Source organism: Serratia sp. CoH_134_PS_4 (assembly GCF_058190535.1).
In genome coordinates, this window is the sequence record NZ_JBXWKI010000001.1 from 502,481 (window position 1) to 519,744 (window position 17,264).

General features: G+C 53.1%; 15 protein-coding genes. 11 read left to right on the top strand and 4 right to left on the bottom strand.

Features of this window, described 5'->3' with window-relative positions; genetic code table 11:
* Nucleotides 1–27: 27 nt before the first annotated feature.
* The 6 genes from mgtE to AC2FCQ_RS02405 all read left to right on the top strand — a co-directional run bounded on the left by mgtE (nt 28) and on the right by AC2FCQ_RS02405 (nt 7,127).
* On the top strand, nt 28–1,092 hold the full coding sequence (gene mgtE, locus AC2FCQ_RS02380; protein WP_209633571.1) for a magnesium transporter: 1,065 nt from the start codon (nt 28–30) through the stop codon (nt 1,090–1,092).
* Between the two features lie 142 nt (nt 1,093–1,234).
* A complete protein-coding gene (gene mgtS / locus AC2FCQ_RS02385) occupies nt 1,235–1,327 on the top strand; it encodes a protein MgtS (protein ID WP_147284273.1) in 93 nt (30 codons plus the stop codon).
* A gap of 111 nt (nt 1,328–1,438) precedes the next feature.
* On the top strand, nt 1,439–1,618 hold the full coding sequence (locus tag AC2FCQ_RS02390) for a hypothetical protein (protein WP_037415475.1): 180 nt from the start codon (nt 1,439–1,441) through the stop codon (nt 1,616–1,618).
* A 27-nt stretch (nt 1,619–1,645) separates the two neighbouring features.
* Complete coding sequence (locus AC2FCQ_RS02395; RefSeq protein WP_404759571.1) at nt 1,646–3,028, top strand: cation diffusion facilitator family transporter; 1,383 nt, start codon at nt 1,646–1,648, stop codon at nt 3,026–3,028.
* Between the two features lie 305 nt (nt 3,029–3,333).
* Nucleotides 3,334–6,438 carry an efflux RND transporter permease subunit gene (locus AC2FCQ_RS02400; protein WP_490307475.1) on the top strand — a complete coding sequence of 1,035 codons (3,105 nt, stop codon included), beginning with the start codon at nt 3,334–3,336 and terminating at the stop codon, nt 6,436–6,438.
* Nucleotides 6,439–6,479: 41 nt separating this feature from the next.
* On the top strand, nt 6,480–7,127 hold the full coding sequence (locus AC2FCQ_RS02405) for a TetR/AcrR family transcriptional regulator (protein ID WP_490307476.1): 648 nt from the start codon (nt 6,480–6,482) through the stop codon (nt 7,125–7,127).
* On the opposite strand, the gene AC2FCQ_RS02410 is transcribed toward AC2FCQ_RS02405, so the two are convergent.
* Nucleotides 7,088–7,540, bottom strand: coding sequence for a GNAT family N-acetyltransferase (locus AC2FCQ_RS02410; RefSeq protein WP_490307477.1), 453 nt, complete (start codon nt 7,538–7,540; stop codon nt 7,088–7,090). The genes AC2FCQ_RS02405 and AC2FCQ_RS02410 overlap by 40 nt on opposite strands.
* Before the next feature lie 46 nt (nt 7,541–7,586).
* Nucleotides 7,587–9,314, bottom strand: a complete 1,728-nt coding sequence (locus AC2FCQ_RS02415; RefSeq protein ID WP_490307478.1) for an ABC-F family ATP-binding cassette domain-containing protein — start codon at nt 9,312–9,314, stop codon at nt 7,587–7,589.
* A 501-nt stretch (nt 9,315–9,815) separates the two neighbouring features.
* Between AC2FCQ_RS02415 and AC2FCQ_RS02420 the strand changes: the two genes are divergently transcribed.
* Entirely contained in the window at nt 9,816–12,242 is a 2,427-nt protein-coding gene (locus AC2FCQ_RS02420; RefSeq protein ID WP_209633567.1) for a DUF3772 domain-containing protein, read from the top strand.
* Nucleotides 12,243–12,289: 47 nt separating this feature from the next.
* On the opposite strand, the gene AC2FCQ_RS02425 is transcribed toward AC2FCQ_RS02420, so the two are convergent.
* Nucleotides 12,290–12,463 (bottom strand): hypothetical protein, encoded by a 174-nt coding sequence (locus tag AC2FCQ_RS02425; protein ID WP_490307479.1) that lies wholly within the window; start codon nt 12,461–12,463, stop codon nt 12,290–12,292.
* Between the two features lie 175 nt (nt 12,464–12,638).
* Here AC2FCQ_RS02425 and AC2FCQ_RS02430 point away from each other — a divergent pair, with 175 nt between their 5' ends.
* Nucleotides 12,639–12,908, top strand: coding sequence for a PTS sugar transporter subunit IIB (locus tag AC2FCQ_RS02430; RefSeq protein ID WP_490307480.1), 270 nt, complete (start codon nt 12,639–12,641; stop codon nt 12,906–12,908).
* Here the strand turns inward: AC2FCQ_RS02430 and AC2FCQ_RS02435 are convergent, their stop codons facing one another.
* Entirely contained in the window at nt 12,909–13,844 is a 936-nt protein-coding gene (locus AC2FCQ_RS02435) for a LysR family transcriptional regulator (RefSeq protein ID WP_209633562.1), read from the bottom strand.
* Nucleotides 13,845–14,093: 249 nt separating this feature from the next.
* On the opposite strand from AC2FCQ_RS02435, the gene AC2FCQ_RS02440 reads away from it, so the two are divergent.
* The 3 genes from AC2FCQ_RS02440 to AC2FCQ_RS02450 are packed head-to-tail and all read left to right on the top strand — an operon-like array spanning nt 14,094 to nt 17,232.
* A complete protein-coding gene (locus AC2FCQ_RS02440) occupies nt 14,094–15,359 on the top strand; it encodes an ABC transporter substrate-binding protein (RefSeq protein ID WP_490307481.1) in 1,266 nt (421 codons plus the stop codon).
* A gap of 38 nt (nt 15,360–15,397) precedes the next feature.
* Nucleotides 15,398–16,390 carry a carbohydrate ABC transporter permease gene (locus tag AC2FCQ_RS02445; RefSeq protein ID WP_490307482.1) on the top strand — a complete coding sequence of 331 codons (993 nt, stop codon included), beginning with the start codon at nt 15,398–15,400 and terminating at the stop codon, nt 16,388–16,390.
* Nucleotides 16,387–17,232: a carbohydrate ABC transporter permease gene (locus AC2FCQ_RS02450; protein ID WP_209633556.1), complete on the top strand. Its 846-nt coding sequence runs from the start codon at nt 16,387–16,389 to the stop codon at nt 17,230–17,232. Before AC2FCQ_RS02445 ends, AC2FCQ_RS02450 begins: the two co-directional genes overlap by 4 nt.
* Nucleotides 17,233–17,264 lie beyond the last annotated feature (32 nt).

The window sequence follows — 17,264 nt, forward strand, 5'->3', positions numbered from 1 at the left end:
TGCACTCCCTCTGTGGTTAACGCCCCTATGCGATTCGCTGTTGAAGTTCAAACAGAAATAGGGACTAACATAATGAAGTTACATCAAAATCACCCATCCTCGGCGCTTGCCTCTGCTGAAACTCATGATGAGTCTTCGGTCGCGGGCTATATGAATGCCGATTTTATTACTATCCCCGGCAATATGACGGTTAATAACGCAAAAGATTATTTTCTTTCGCAACTTAAAACCGAAGAAATTCCGACGCAGTTGTTTGTTACCGCCGACGATTATCATTTACGTGGCACATTGTCGGTAAAAAAACTCCTGCAGTGCGACGATCATGATAAAGCCGTTGGGGTGATGATCAACCAAAGCTATTTCCAGGTTTCCCCCGATGACGATCGTAATGATGTCGCTCATTTACTGGCTAAGGGCGGCTTGGATGTGGTACCGGTGGTGGCGAATAATACGCTGGTGGGCGTGCTGGGCGAACGAGAAATTGCCCGGCTGATCGAAGATGAAAATACCGAGGATGCACAGCGTCAGGGTGCCAGTCTGCCACTGGACAAACCTTATCTGGAAACCAGCCCTTGGGCGTTATGGCGCAAGCGTTCGGTATGGTTGCTGATGCTGTTTGTCGCAGAAGCCTATACCGGTAATGTATTAAAGGCGTTTGAAGAGCAGTTGGAAGCCGCTATCGCATTGGCGTTTTTCATCCCATTACTGATCGGCACCGGCGGTAACAGCGGTACTCAAATCACGTCTACATTGGTACGGGCCATGGCGTTGGGCGAGGTGAGCCTGCGCAATCTGGGGGCGGTAATCCGCAAGGAGGTATCCACCTCGCTGCTGATCGCCATCACCATTGGCGTGGCTGCCTGGGTGCGGGCCTGGATTATGGGCGTAGGGATGGACGTGACATTGGTGGTCAGTCTGTCATTGGTCGCCATCACCGTCTGGAGCGCCATTGTTTCCTCGATTATCCCCATGCTGCTCAAACGCCTGGGTATTGATCCCGCGGTGGTCTCTGCGCCGTTTATTGCCACCTTTATTGATGGCACCGGTTTGATTATTTATTTCAAAATCGCCCAGTACATTCTGGAGATTTAAACACGTATCCGCTCCGTGTCTCTGCCGGAGCGGGAATTTTATCTGACAAAACAGGAGGCGCGTAAATATCCATGAGCAATGACCCCATCCGCTTTTTAATTAAAGAGGCATTTATCGATAATAACTAACCGAGGAAGAAATAATGGGAAACATGACAATCTTTGTAGGATTCCTGAGTGTTATCAGCTCGCTGGGCTTGCTAGCTGCCTATATGAGCACTAAATGGGATGATTAATGAACGCTAAAGATCCGCCTGGATGCATCCTCCTCGACGTGCTTTATTTACGACGGGGAGGATGCGCTTAAATGCTGACCGCAGGATGCGGCTTTATGGAGTATAACGATAATGATTATTTCTATTCTTGGCTTACTTTATGCCATTTTGATGATCTCTGTTGGTGTGAATGAGATTTATTTTTATTCAACCGGAAAATCAGAATTCCTTTCTAGTTTAATGCTGACATTCTCGGGTACTATGCTGCTGGTTGCTTTTGTCTGGCAATGGTCTACTAAAATAAAAAAATGAATTACCCATTTGAATGTGAGTCGTAATATGCAAAATGAAAAGCAATCCGTTGCCAGAAACTCCATGATAGCGAGCGGGCTATTGGCCGTCGGTAAATTTACTGCCGGTATTTTTACCGGGAGTATTGGCCTTATTTCAGAAGGGATCCACTCTCTCACCGATTTTGTTGCCACCAGCATTACCTGGCTGGCGGTACGTATCAGCGATAAACCTGCCGACGATGATCACCATTTTGGCCACGGCAAGGTCGAAAACCTGGCGGCATTGTTTGAAGTGCTGCTGCTACTGGGGGCGGCAGGCTGGATTGTTTATGAAGCGGGCAAAAGCCTGCTGGGCGACGCCCATGAAATCGTCGCAGCGCCCGTGGTGATCGCCGTGCTGTTGATCTCTATCCTGGTCGATTTTTTCCGTGTTAAGGCATTGAACCGTGTGGCAAAAGCCACTGACAGTGCGGCATTGGAAGCCGATGCGCTGCATTTTTTCTCCGATATGCTGGCTTCCGCCGTTGTGCTGTTGGGGATGGTTTTTGTTCTGTTGGGTTTCAACCGTGCAGATGCCATTGCAGCCTTGATCGTCGCCTGTTTTATTGTGGTCGCGGCGCTGAAACTGGGAAAACGCTCTTTCGATTCGTTAATGGACACGGCACCCGCCGGCGCCAAGGAAGAAATCAGCGCATTGCTCGACACCTTCCCAGCAATATTGGCAACCGAGAGTATTCGTATTCGTAACGCAGGGGCCAGCTTGTTCATTGAAGTCACTGTCGCCGTCTGTCGTACTTTGCCGTTAGAGCGCATTAACGCGTTAAAACAGTCTATTGCAGAACGCCTGGAACAGCAGTACGCACATGCCGAAGCCACGGTGATTGCCAACCCACAAACCCGCAGTGACGAAGACATGGCGACCCGCATCCGGGTGATTGCTGCCAACCACGGTGCCGTGGTGCAAAATCTGGCGCTACAACAACTGCCCGAACGGATGTCGATCAGCATGGATCTGGCGGTCCCGGCCAGCGCCAGTGTGGCGCAGGCACACGACATCGCCAGCGAAATCGAAACGCTGCTACGACAGGCGATTGGTGAAGAGACAGAGATTGAAACGCACCTGGAGCCCCAAACCCATCACTGGATTGCCAGCGAGGACGTGGCACCGGATGAACTGGCCGATATTCGTCAGATACTGCAAACGGTAGTGGAGGGTGGAGACATGGTGCAGGACGTGCATAATATTCGCGCCCGTAAAACCACCGGCGGTATCATCGTCAATTTCCATTGTCGGGTATCCCCGGCGGCCTCCATTGTGTCAGCTCATGCAGCGGTAGACAGCATCGAGCGCCAACTGCGCGCACGCTATCCGACGATTTCTCGGGCAGTAGGGCACGTGGAACCCATTAAGCCAAAACCCGGTATTTGAGGCCGCGTTCCCCTGGCGTATACACGCCATTGGCTGCTTCCCGGTGAGTGCTCGGCAGCAGCCTGCATCATTTGTTTAAGTGACATTGTCACGAAGATCTCTTCTGTAAAGTAGAACGTTTTACCGCCGATTATATTGTTGGGTCTATTGTTCATTCAATTTATTTACTTTACAGTAAAGTAAATAAATTGAATGAAACGGTGGTGCGTGTGATGAAGATCCCTTCTCAGTTATCCATACCGCGTTACCTCCCGAAACAGCACCAAATGCCGTTTATCCGTTTAATCCTGAGAGGAGATTAAGCCATGCTGGCGCATTTCTTTGTTTTTCGGCCTGTATTTGCCGCCGTTCTGGCTATTTGCATTATGGCTGCGGGCATTCTGGCATTGCTGACGCTGCCGGTGGAACAATACCCGGATATCGCTCCACCAGGTGTTACCGTGACGGCCAACTATCCCGGGGCGTCTGCTAAAACGGTGGAAGACAGTGTGACTCAGGTGATAGAGCAGCAAATCAAGGGGATTGATGGGCTGCTCTATTTTTCCTCAACCAGCAGTTCCGCCGGACAGGCACGCATCAGCCTGAGTTTTGATCAGCAAACCAATCCGGATATAGCGCAGGTTCAGGTACAAAATGCGGTGAACCAGGCTAATTCACGTTTACCTCAGGAAGTGCAACAGCAGGGGATCACCGTTACCAAGTCACAAGGCGACAGTTTGATGGTGGTGGCGTTGTACGATACCAGTGGGCAAATGGATAACGTCGATATCAATGACTATCTTGTCAGTGCATTGCAGGATCCGCTGAGTCGGGTGGATGGAGTGGGTGAGACGACGGTGTTCGGTGCGCAATATGCCATGCGCATTTGGTTGGATCCGCTCCGGTTAAGCAGTTACGGACTGATGCCCTCAGACGTTCAAACAGCCGTAGAGGCGCAGAATGCTCAGGTCACTAGCGGTGAGCTGGGGTCGCTCCCAACACTCCCTGGCCAGGCAATGAACGCCACCGTTACGGCACAATCCAGGCTGCAAACGCCAGAACAGTTCAGCAACATTATTTTGCGTACCAACACAGACGGTTCGGCGGTTTATCTACGGGACGTTGCACGGGTTGAAATAGGCGCAGAGAATTATCAGAACCAAACCCGCTTAAACGGCTATCCGGCCGCCGGTATTTCCATTCAGTTGGCATCGGGTGCTAACGCGCTGACCGTGGCGGAAAGCGTGCGTGCCGACGTTGAACGCATGACTCCGCAGTTTCCTGCCGGACTGAAAGTCGCTTATCCGCGCGACAGTACACCTTTTGTCACTGTTTCGATCGAAGGTGTGGTGCAGACGTTGATCGAGGCCATCATCTTGGTTGTGGTCGTTATGTACCTGTTTTTACAGAACTGGCGCGCCACGTTGATTCCGGCGATCACCGTGCCAGTCGTCTTGCTAGGGACATTCGGCATTCTGGCGCTGCTAGGTTACAGCATTAATACCCTGACATTGTTTGCCATGGTGTTGGCGATCGGCTTGTTGGTTGATGATGCAATCGTGGTTGTCGAAAACGTAGAGCGGGTGATGGAAGAGGACGCATTACCTCCGCAGCAGGCGACGCTGCGTTCGATGGGTGAGATCAACAGTGCGTTGATCGGCATTGCACTGGTCCTGTCTGCGGTGTTTATTCCTATGGCGTTTTTGGGTGGCTCCACCGGGATTATTTACCGCCAGTTTTCGATTACCATCGTTTCCTCCATGGTGTTATCCGTGTTGGTCGCGTTGACGCTAACGCCCGCCTTGTGCGCCGGTTTACTGCGTCCAGCCTCCCATGACAAGCGCGGTTGGTTTTTCACGCGTTTTAACCGTGTCGTCGATCGTAGCCAACAGGGGTATGGTCGTGGGTTGACGCATATTTTGGCACATAAAGGGCTTTACAGCCTGGTGGCGTTACTGATTGCCGGTGTGATGATATGGCAGTACTTCCGCATGCCCACGGGATTCCTGCCGGTCGAGGATCAGGGCTCTGTCATGATACAATTTACGTTACCACCCGGTACGCCAATGGCGCGAACACAGCAAGCTGCAGATAGCATTGCCGACTATTTTATGACCGAAGAAAAAGACAACCTGAACGTTATTTTTATGGTGGTCGGGCGTAACAACGCGGGGAGTGGCCAGAATGTCGGCATGGCGTTTGCGGAGTTAAAAAATTGGGATTTGCGTAATGGCAACGAGAACACCGCCCAAGCGATCATTGCGCGAGCCAACCAGCATTTTAAAGGCGCCCGGGATGTACAGGTCAATGTTCTGTCTCCGCCAGCGGTACGCGGTCTGGGGCAATCCAGTGGCTTTGAGTTATGGCTACAAGATCAAAGCAATGCGGGCCATGATGAACTGCAATTGGCGCAGCAGCAGGTAATTACCGCTGCCAGTGATAATCCCTTATTGACCGCGGTGCGGGTGAATGGTCTGGAAGATAAAGCACAGCTCCAGGTAGATGTCGATCAGCAAAAGGCGAGCGCACAGGGGTTGCAGCAGGCGGATATAAACAACACTTTGTCTGCAGCCTGGGGCGGCACCTATATCAATGATTTTATCGATCGTGGGCGGGTGAAGCGCGTCTATATGCAAGGTCAGGCCAGTTCTCGTTCTGCACCTGATGACATTAATCAGTGGTTTGTGCGCGGTAGCAGCGGCAGCATGGCGTCATTTGCCAGTTTTGCTAACACGCGCTGGCTCTCCGGTCCGCAAATGCTACAACGCTTCAATGGGCTATCAGCGACTCAACTCCAGGGTTCCTCTGTATTAGGCGAAAGCTCGGGCACGGCCATGGCTCAGATGCAGGGTATTATTGCCAGTGTAACGGGGTTTGGACTGGAGTGGAGTGGTTTATCCTACCAAGAACAGGTGGCTGCGGGCCAAACGCTGTGGATTTACCTGGCGTCTGTACTGTTTATCTTCCTGTGTCTGGCAGCGCTGTATGAAAGCTGGTCAATTCCAATTGCTGTAATGTTGATTATCCCCTTGGGTATTGTCGGTGCTGTGCTCGCCACACGGCTGGCAGGCTATGAAAATGACATCTATTTTCAGGTGGGCATGTTGACCACTATCGGATTGTCGGCAAAGAATGCGATTCTGATTATTGAGTTTGCGGAAGCGCAGATGAAATCGGGGCAAACACTGCTGGCAGCGATACTTGAAGGCGCGCGTCTGCGATTACGTCCTATCGTTATGACGTCACTGGCGTTTGTCGCAGGGGTCATTCCGTTGGCCTTGTCGGTCGGTGCCGGAGCGTCAAGCCGTCGTGAAATAGGCATTGCGGTGATCGGTGGCATGATTTCTGGCACACTGTTGGCGTTGTTATTCGTGCCGTTGTTTTTTGTGCTGGTGAAACAAGGGCTAGCACGCATAAAAAGTAAAAAATAATCCTTTCGTAACGATATCTGCGGGGCAGGAGTAAATTCACCATGAACAACCGCCAACCAGGGCGCCCGATGAAGGCTAAACCGCGAATATTAGCCGCTGCCAGCGAGTTGTTTCTGACACAGGGGTTGGATATTTCGCTGGATGTGATCGCCACCGAGGCCGGTACCACGCGGCAAACGTTGTATAACCATTTCCCCGGAAAAGATGCACTGGTACTGGAGACCTTCAATTACATGAAGGACATGATGCATCCTCCAATCAATGCAATTCTGGCAGGCGATACGCAAGATCTTCACTTGGTCCTGATGCGTTTTGCGACGGTGGTGCAGGATCACTTTTTCCAAACCAAAAACATCCACTTTCATCGGTTGTTGATCCAACTGTTACAACAGCGGCCGGAATTATACGCGACGTTGCAGCAACGCGATTCTGGGCGCGTACTGCAAGGATTGGTCACATTATTACAACAGGCTCAACAGCGAGGAGCCATAGAAGTTAAAAACGTTGAACTTCAGGCCAAAGCGTTTTTGGGAGCGGTGATGGGGTACCCATTACCTGCGGCGTTGCTGACTGATGACATACCGGATAAAGCGCATTTGCACGTATTGGCGACGACCACGATTGATCTATTCTTGCGTGCCTGGGGTTATCAGGGCGTCATACCTACCGAGAATGTCAGCCGCCAATGAGGCCGATTACTCGGTTGCTCAATCCACGCGCGGTAGGCTGTCGGGGGGACCACCGACAGCCAAAATGCGAGGCCACCGGGATTATCTGCCAGCACTGACAACTGCCAGTGACCCGGATGCAACCTGAACAAGGTTTGCACAACCGTTTTACCCATACCGTATTTGCGGCAGGGTTTGGTGATGTAGAACTCTGCCATTTCCATTGTCGGGATGGGATCCAGCGTGCGGACCAACGCAAACCCCACTGGCTGCGACTGATTTAAAATCAAATACGGGTACCGGCCGCTTTCGCGCCAATAATGTGACAAATGCGGGTAGTCCACATCGGCGCCCAACTCTCGCAGGTAGTCGGGCAGCATGGCCGCCAGCAGTGGCCGTTCCTCACGGGTTGCCAGCCGGAGATTAAGATTCATATCACCACCGAAAAGAAAAAGGCCGCCGATAGGCGGCCTGTGAAGGTTAGTCCAGATTCAACCGGGCGGTGAGGATGGCGATTTCCTCGCGCCACTGTTGCTGCAAGTGCGTTTTTTGATGCTTTGGCTTACGCGCCAGATCCTCCTGCAGTTTGTTTTCCACTTCAAACAACGTCGCAAGAAGCATTTCTTCGTCATCATGGCGTAACTCACTGGCGGTGAGAACCCGGTCTGGCGCTGCCATTGGCTGAGCGTCACGTTCTTCGGCCATTCGTGCGTAGACCGGCTCCAGATCGTGCCATTCTTCCAACTGCTGGTTATCAATCAGCCAGAAACGGTTACAGCTGTTTTCGATCAACATCCGGTCGTGAGTGACCAGCATCACAGCGCCTTCAAATTGGCGCAGGGTATCGGCCAGCTCTTCCTTACCTTCCATATCCAAATGGTTGGTCGGTTCGTCGAGCAACAATAAAGAATGGTTAGCCAGTGTCAGCCCGACAAACAGCAGGCGCGATCGCTCACCGCCGCTCAGCGTGCTGATACGTTGCTGATGGCGCAGATAAGGGAAGCCGGCACCAATCAGGGCCATTTTCCGCTGTTCTTCGGTTAGCGGCGCGAAATGCGTCAATGCTTCGCTCAGCGTGTCGTCATCGCGCAGCTGTTGCAGGCTTTGATCGTAATAGCCGATGCGTACCCGAGGATGGAAAACCGCGTCCTGGCTGGCCGCGCCTTGGTATTCCCGCCACAGGTGCTGCAGCAGTGAAGACTTGCCGCAGCCGTTACGCCCGACGATGGCAATACGGTCACCGCTTTTGACCCGCAGCTGCGCCAGGTGAAACAGCACCGGCGCATCAGCGGCCGGACGGACGTCCAACTGCGGCAAAGCCAGCAGGCGATCGGCATCCAGCGCCTCACCGTTAAGCTTAAGCCGCCATTGGCTGCCCGCCGTCAACGTGGTTTGCTCTTCTTTCATCCGATCAACGCGTTTTTCCATTTGTTTAGCCTTGCGAGCCAGGTCTTCATTATCGTAAACCTTGCCCCAAACGGCCAACCGATGGGCGCTTTTGGCGACCCGGTCGATCTCTTTCTGTTCCGCCTGACGGCGATGCGCATCTGCAGCATCCTGTTCCTCTAACGCCTTGCGCGCTGCAGTACATGGCAAGCGGAAGAATTGCAGTGTTTTGTCACGCAAGATCCAGGTGCAGTTGGTGACCTGATCCAACAGGTAGCGATCGTGAGATACCAGAACAAAACTGCCAGACCAGTTTTGCAAAAAACGCTCTAACCACAACAAGGTGGGAAGATCCAGATGGTTACTGGGTTCATCCAGCAGGAGCAGATCCGGTTGGCGGATTAACGCGCGTGCCAGCAGCAGACGAGTATGCTGCCCACCGCTCAAGGTGCCGGCGGTTAGCGTCCATGACGGTGGCGCAAAACCCAGGCTGGTGAGCAGGACTTCTCCCTGCCAACTTTCGCTGACGCGCTGACTTTCTGGCAATCGCGCCAGTACTGCCTCGAGCAGGGTGCAGCTGTGCAGTTCATCAGGCAGGTGTTGTTCTACCCGTGCCATCAGGCACTGATGGGCAGGCGTCACGCTGCCGGTACTGGCAGACAGATCACCGCTAAGGATTTTCAACAGGGTACTTTTGCCGCAGCCGTTATGGCCGATTAAACCAATGCGGTCGCCTTTTTTCAGGCTGAAGGAGACCTCAACCAACAGAGGGCCGAACGCGTTGTCGAAACCGACAGATTGTGCAGATAATAATGTGCTCATTGCTTACTCAAGAGTTACAGGCATGCAAATGCCTATCGTCAAACATCGCTGACGATAACCCGGTAAGCCGGAGGGAAGGGACTCAAATTTTAGTAAGCTTCGCTCAAGCCTGGGTTATCGCAGCACGATACCGGTAATGCTTGAGCAGCGGCAATTACTATAGAAGTGTGAGTAAAAAAACAATTCACACATCGGCATAGTAATCCTCCTTTTTATAATGTTGGTAAATGGGTGCGCTGAGTATAAAGCGCTTTGGTCGGTTATGCCACTGTGAGTCACGCTACTGATCGGTTATGTCAGGGGAAAGTGTACCGTAATTCAACCGGTTGCAAGCCGAGTGATAGGGCGGCATCAATAATCGTGCTGAATGGGAGTAATACTGATATTTAAGCGGAGATTAAGCAGTTATCATAACTACAGTTTATGATTAGCCAGGCGGGTCGGTGTATATCGACCCGCCTGCGTCGTCTGTCTATCATGCAAATGCCGAGCAATGAATTTATGTTAAAGCCCCGTCAAATTCTTCTTTTCCTGTTCCTGCTGTTTGGCTTGCAGTTGGCACCGCTGACCAGCGTCGCTGCACAGGATGATACCCCTGCCGCCGAAGTCCAGCTGGATCCTGCTACCGCGCTAAAGAACTACCAGAAACAGTTGGATAGCATTAAACAGCAGGTTTCCAAGGCGGATAATGATAACCAACTCAGCAAGCTGAAGCTGGTCACCGACGATCTGGCCGCTGGGCTGGACAAGCTCGCGACCGAACTGCAACCGGCGCAGGAAAAATTGCAGGCGCAACTCGATGTATTAGGCCCACCGCCGGCCGCTGGGGCGATGGCAGAAACCGCAGCCGTGGTGCAGCAGCGCAATGGTTTGAACAACAGCAAAAAGCAACTCGACGATGCGGTAAAACGGGCGCAGGCCATGAAAGCCAGCGTGCTCGACCTTGGGCAACAAATCAGCGATCTGCGTCGTGTGGCGTTCAAAACACAGTTGGCGTTGAACACCGGCAGCGTGCTGGGCGCCAAGTTTTGGTCGCCGGTGGTGCAGCCTTCCGACAGTGACATGCAGCGATTGGATGAATTTAATGCTGCGATGAAACAGGCCTGGGACGCCAGTTGGCAAGAGGACTCGCGTTACGGCACTCTCGGTTTGCTGGTACTGGCCGTGGTTATCTGGTCGTGGGGGCGTTACTTCTCCGAGCGTTTTCTGGCTTGGGCAAGTATTCGTTTTCTGCCGGACGGGCGCTTGCGCCGCAGCTTTATGGCGCTGATGACCGTCACCGTCACCGTGATCACCACCAGTATTGCGTTAAATCTGCTGTATATCTCCTTTACCCGCGTGCAACCGCTGCCGGTAATGCTCGAGGACTTCGCCGAAGGCTTTAACCGGTTGGGGATCTTCTGTGCGCTGATTGCCGGGCTGGGACGTGCGACACTGTCGCTCAATCGGCCATCATGGCGCCTGGCCTCGATGGATGATGCCGTTGCTTCCGGGCTGCGTTATTTTTCACCGCTATTGGCTGGGTTGGCACTGGCGTTTGGTACCGTGGAACTGATCAATAACGTGGTCAGCGCCAGCCTGAGCACCACCATTTTCGGCAATGGCTTGGTCGCTGGCTTGATCGGCATGGTATTGCTGGCGATGCCGCTACGTTCTCAGCGTATCCGCCGTAAGCTGGAACAGCAGGGCGAGCATGTAGAGAAACGCTCAACCATCAGCGGATTGCTGCACATGGGCACGTTGGTATGCTCAGTAGTGATCTTATTCTCGTTGTTGGTGGGGTATATCGCGTTCGCCCGTTTCCTGACCTATCAGGTGATCTGGATAGCTCTGGTATTGATGGCGTTTTATTTTCTGCTGCTGTTTGCGACCGATCTGTGTGGCGCAATCTTTTCGCCGCAGACCGCCAGTGGCAAGATGCTCAAAAAGTCCTTTAACTTTAAAGACCGTCATCTGGAACAAATGGCCATCATCTTCACCGCCATTGCCAAATGTTCTCTGCTGTTGTTGATGATCGTCTCGCTGTTTAACGGTTCTTTTGGTACCACCACGCCGAACTCGTTGCTCGAAAAAATTATTGCCATCCTGAGTGGTGAAGGATTACAGCGGCTGAATATTGTGCCGGGTAACCTGATTAATGCGGTTATTTGCCTGGCCATTGGCATCTACATTCTGCGAGTGACGCAGCGTTGGCTCAGTCAGGAATTACTGCCGAAAACCATTTCAGATATCGGTATTCGTGCCTCGTTGGTCACGTTATTCAGTAACGTTGGTTATGTGTTACTGATTTTGATCACCCTGGCTGCGTTGGGTATTCAGTGGAACAATCTGGCGTGGATCGTGAGTGCGCTATCGGTCGGTATCGGTTTTGGTTTGCAGGAGATCGTGAAGAACTTTATTTCCGGTTTGATCCTGCTGACCGAACGGCCAGTGAAAGTCGGCGATATGATCGGTATTGGCGGTGTCGAAGGGGATGTGCGCCGTATTAACGTGCGTGCTACCGAGATTCAACTCAGTGACCGTTCGACAATGATTGTCCCTAACTCCCAGTTAATCTCACAAAACGTCCGTAACGCGACGATGGGCAACGCACAGGGGGTAGTGACGATTGCGCTGACCTTCCCAACGGACATCGATCCGGAACAGGTACGTAATATTTTGTTGAGTGCCTACCAAGAGTATGACGCTATTCTCGAGGCACCTGCGCCCTATGTGCGTTTCAGCCAGCTCGGCCCGGATGGCATCATCCTTAGTGTGACCGGGTATGTGGCAAGTCCGCGCATGGTTGGGGCCACCAAAAGCGAGCTGTTGTTCAATATTCTCAAACTGCTGCGCGCGCAACGGGTCAATATGTCCAGCCCGCAGGAAGTGGTATTTATGAAGCAGCAGGCGAGAAATATGGCTAACGACGAAGAGCAGTCGTCGTAAGCTGCCGGTGGCACAAAGGCCCACCGTGAAAGGTGGGCCGAGGTCACTTAATGCATCGCGGGCACCACAGATTGGGAGCAATCGCTGTTGGCGCTGGCGCCGGTATTATTGCAGGTCTGTGGATCATTATGCACCGGCGGTGGCGGCACGTCCTGTGGGCCACCTTTACCGATACAGCCAGAAAGCATCAGGATCAAAAACAGGGGGAGCATTGCCTTCATCTCAGTTACCTCCGATCTGAACACATTCTTAAGTATATGCACTGCAAGGCGCCGAGAGCGTCCGATCATGCGTTATAGAACTTATCTATATCACTCCGGAATAAACCAATTTCACTTCGGCCGCTCAGCGGCCCTATGCTGCGGTGGCATAGGGCAATTTTTTTGAGGAGGCATCATGGAAAAACAACAGTTGGCGATAGCGGTACTTGCCGCCTTGGGCGGCGCAGAAAACCTGACCAAACTGCGTTACTGTGCCAGCCGTGTCAGGGCAGAACTGTGTGATAGCACAAGGTTAGAGCGGCAAAGCATAACGCAGTTGACAGGCGTTAAAGTATTGCTGGAGGTAGAAACGCCACAGCGGACCACCGAGTATCAGTTGGTGGTAGGACCGGGGAATGCCCGGCCGTTATATCAGGCACTGGTCGCATTGAGCGGCGAAAAGTAATTACACCAACAAAGGGCGGATCTGCTCCAGATGCTGCTGCATTAACGCCTGCATTTGCATCAGATGGGGGGCATCCGCTTTTTCGCGCATCAGGTAAATACCGACGGTGCAGCGTTGGCCCTGTTGAATCAACGTCAGCGGCTCAATACCATAATCGGCAAAGTAGCCCGCCATACAGGAGGGATACGCTAACAAAATTGCATCGGAATCATTGATCATATCTACGGCCGACATCATCGAGTTGGTTGAGCAAATCACCCGTTCCGCCAGGTGCAGACGGTTACGTGCCAGCTTTTTCGGCTGCATATCCTCCACGATATGATGATAGCGACTTTCATCTGGCGTCAACTCAACGCAGGGATAATCCAGCAACGCATCCGGGCTTACCGGTTTACCGAGCAGCGGGTGCCCGCGTCGTACAAACATACTGTCGGTGGTGCTAAATAACGGCAAAAAACTGATGCCGGCCTTGGGATTCAATCCCTGAATTTCATGGCCGATGAACAAGTCAATATCGCCCCCCAACAGCAGATCCATCAAACGCAGATGGTTGCCCAGATCAATATGAATATTCACCAGCGGATGTAACTTACGGTAAGCATTGAAGCTGTCACGCACGAACATGTACCACCACGCATGGCCTGTGCCCATGCGCAGGCTTTGCTCTTGACGTGCTTTGATAAACGCCATTTTAATCAATGTATTATCGTAAATTCGCTGCATCATTTGCGCCTGCTCCAGCAGCAAGTCACCGTATTCGGTGGTTTTCACGCCCGTTGAGGTGCGCTCCAGCAGCTGTACTCCCAGGTTCTCTTCCAGCTTCTTCATGTTGTGGGTCAATGTCGGCTGACTCAAACAAAGTTTGTTTGCTGCATGACTCACATTTTTGAACATTGCCACTTCGATAAACTGCCGCAGAATTTTGTCCACGATCATATTTTCCACTGGTGATATAGAAAGTTTCTATATCGTAGCGATGAAAAACGATTTCCGCCAATGACCCGCTTTCGATAGTTTTGCTGCTATACCCAAAATAATTGGCGTTGCATCAAGGCGGCAAGGGCGTAAATCCCCAGGCGCTTAGTCAACTACGTGACTGGAGTGCGCGGGTGCAGCCAACACAGATGCAGCTTCAAGTATGACGGGGATATGCCGGTATTCCCAGCCGCCACCAGAGAGGACGCAATGAGAAGACTGATACCGAGTATGGTTGCCGCCACACTGGCGCTGATGTCCGGTCAAACGCTGGCCGATACGCTGCGTATGCAGTGTGCGCCCAGCAAAGAAGGGCGTCAGTATTGTAATGAGATCAAGCAACGTTTTGAGGCTCAGACCGGCCATACCCTGGAATTTATCGATCTTCCCCCGGCCTCCGATGAAAAGCTGTCGTTATTTCAGCAGCTGTTTGCCGCCAAAGATTCCAGCGCTATCGATCTGTTCCAGGCCGATACCGTGTGGATAGGCGTGCTGAACAAACATCTGTTGGATCTGACCGACAGCGTGAGCGACATCAAGCAGGATTTCTTCCCCGCCGCCTGGCAAAACAATGTGGTTAATGGCCGGGTTAAAGCGGTACCGGCCTATCTGGACAGTGGCGCACTCTATTACCGCAAGGACTTGCTGGAAAAATACGACGAGCAGCCCCCGGCGACCTGGGCCGACTTGACCCGCATCGCGACGCGTATTCAACAGGGGGAGCGTGCCGCCGGCCATAAGAATTTTTGGGGACTCGTGTTCCAGGGGAAATCCTACGAAGGTCTGACGTGCAACGCACTCGAGTGGGTGGCGTCGCAAAACGGCGGCAGTTTTATTGATGCCCAGGGCAATATCACCATCAACAATCCACAGGCCGCACAGGCATTAAATATGGCCGCCGGATGGATAGGCAAAATTATGCCAAAGGGCACACTCGGCTACATGGAAGAAGAGTCGCGGGCGGTGTTTCAAAACGGCGATGCGTTATTTATGCGCAATTGGCCCTACGCCTACGTATTGGCGCAGGACAGCAGCAGTGCAATACGTGGCAAGGTCGGCGTAACGCCGCTGCCGAAGGGCGCTGAAGGTGAGTCCGTCAGTGCATTAGGCGGCTGGCAGTGGGCAATCAACGGTTATACCAAGCACCCTCAGTCGGCGATCGCGCTGCTGAAAATTGTCAGCGATGCCGAATCGCAAAAACGGGCGCTGGCATTAATGGGCCTGGCACCGTCACGGATGGCATTGTACGACGATCCCCAGGTCCTGGCACAGGCACCGTATTTAGCCGATTTCAAAGGCATCTTCGCGCAGGCAATGCCACGCCCGGCAACCCAAACCAAAAGGCAGTACGCGCAGGTTTCGAAAGCGATCTACAACGCCACGTTTAACGTATTGCGCGGAGACAGTGACGGTGTCACTGCTGTGGCGGATTTACAACAGCGACTGGAACGGATTAAAGCCAGAGGATGGCGTTGAAGGCAGTGCAATCCCCATTAACCGTTGGAGTCAGACGCATGAAACGCGAGACGCACGCTTTATCCCTAACGGCGGCCCCGGCACCGAAGGCAGAACGTTCCGCCAGGCGCCGCACGTTGAATCATCAGCAACGGCGTAGTCGCATCGCCTGGCTCTTGGTGGCACCGGCAATGCTGTTGCTGGCAGTCGTCGCGGGTTGGCCGCTGCTGCGTACGCTGTTTTACAGCTTTACCGACGCCATGCTGGATGCGCCAGATGACTACCGGTTTGTCGGTTTTGCCAATTATCTGGACCTGACCGAGGGCGGGCATCATTACGGCGTGCTGGCGGATCCACTGTGGTGGTTGGCCGTAGGCAATACTCTGCGGTTTAGCCTGCTGTCGGTGTCATTGGAGCTGGTGTTTGGCATGTTGCTGGCGTTGCTGATGCATCAGAAATTCCGCGGCCAGGGGCTCGTGCGCACTGCGATTTTGGTGCCCTGGGCCATTCCGACCATCGTGTCCGCCAAAATGTGGGGCTGGATGTTTCACGATCAGTACGGTGTGGTCAATGACCTGCTGCTCAAGACCGGCATCATCTCGACCCCATTGGCCTGGGTGGCGGAGCCGGGGTTGTCGATGTGGGTGGTGGTGATTGCCGATGTCTGGAAAACCACACCCTTCATGGCCTTGATGCTGCTGGCCGCGCTGCAACTGATCCCGGGGGATTTATACGAGGCGGCACGGGTCGATGGTGCCAATGCCTGGCAACGGTTTCGCCGCATCACCTTGCCGCTGATCATGCCGGCGATGATCGTCGCGCTGATTTTCCGGGTCATGGACGCATTGCGGGTGTTTGATCTGATCTATGTGCTGACCTCCAACAGCGAGGCCACGGTATCCGTGTCCGGCTATGCGCGCGATCGCATGGTCAGCTATCAGGAAATGGGATCCGGCTCGGCAGCTTCCGTGTTGGTATTCATGATGGTTGCGGGCATCGCTGCGTGTTTCCTCACGCTGAGTCGCCTGAATGACAAGGGGAAACAGGCATGAAACTGAGCCGCCAACAGCAACAAAAGGGTCATAAGATACTGATATTCGCCAGCGCCGCGTTGGCCAGCATCATCTGTCTGTTTCCGTTCTACTACGCGCTGATCACCTCATTGCGTTCGGGGCAGGACCTGTTCCAGGTTGCCTATCTGCCGAGCCACCTGAATTGGGGCAATTATCTGACAGCCTTGATGGATAACGGCATTGCTCGCAGCTTGTTGAACTCTATCGTGGTGGCAACGCTGACGGTCGGCATCTGTCTGCTGGTATCGATTACCGCCGCGTTTGCCCTGGCGCGCATTCGTTTTCGCGGTCGCAAATATCTGCTGTTCACCATTTTGTGCGTCTCAATGTTCCCGCAGGTGGCGGTACTGTCCGGCATGTTCGAGTTGGTGCGCTTTATGGGGCTGTATGACTCCCTCGGGGCGTTGGTGTTGTCCTATACCACCTTCTCATTGCCCTTTACCGTCTGGGTACTGACCACCTTTATGAAAGCGATCCCGGCAGAATTGGAAGAGGCGGCGATTGTCGACGGCGCAAGCACCTGGACCATCATCACCCGTATCTTTGCACCCATTATGGGGCCGTCGCTAGTGACCACCGGACTGCTGGCATTTATCGGCGCATGGAATGAATTCATGTTTGCCCTGACGTTTGTCATCTCCAGCGGCAAGCGCACCGTCCCTGTGGCGATCGGCATGTTGCAGGGTGCCTCTCAATTCGAACTCCCCTGGGGCACCATCATGGCGGCCTCGGTCATCGTCACACTGCCGATCATCGCACTGGTTCTGATTTTCCAGCGCCGAATCGTCAGCGGATTAACCAACGGCGCAGTAAAAGGCTGATTTTCGATTAACCCTGAAGCAGGAGAAAAGTA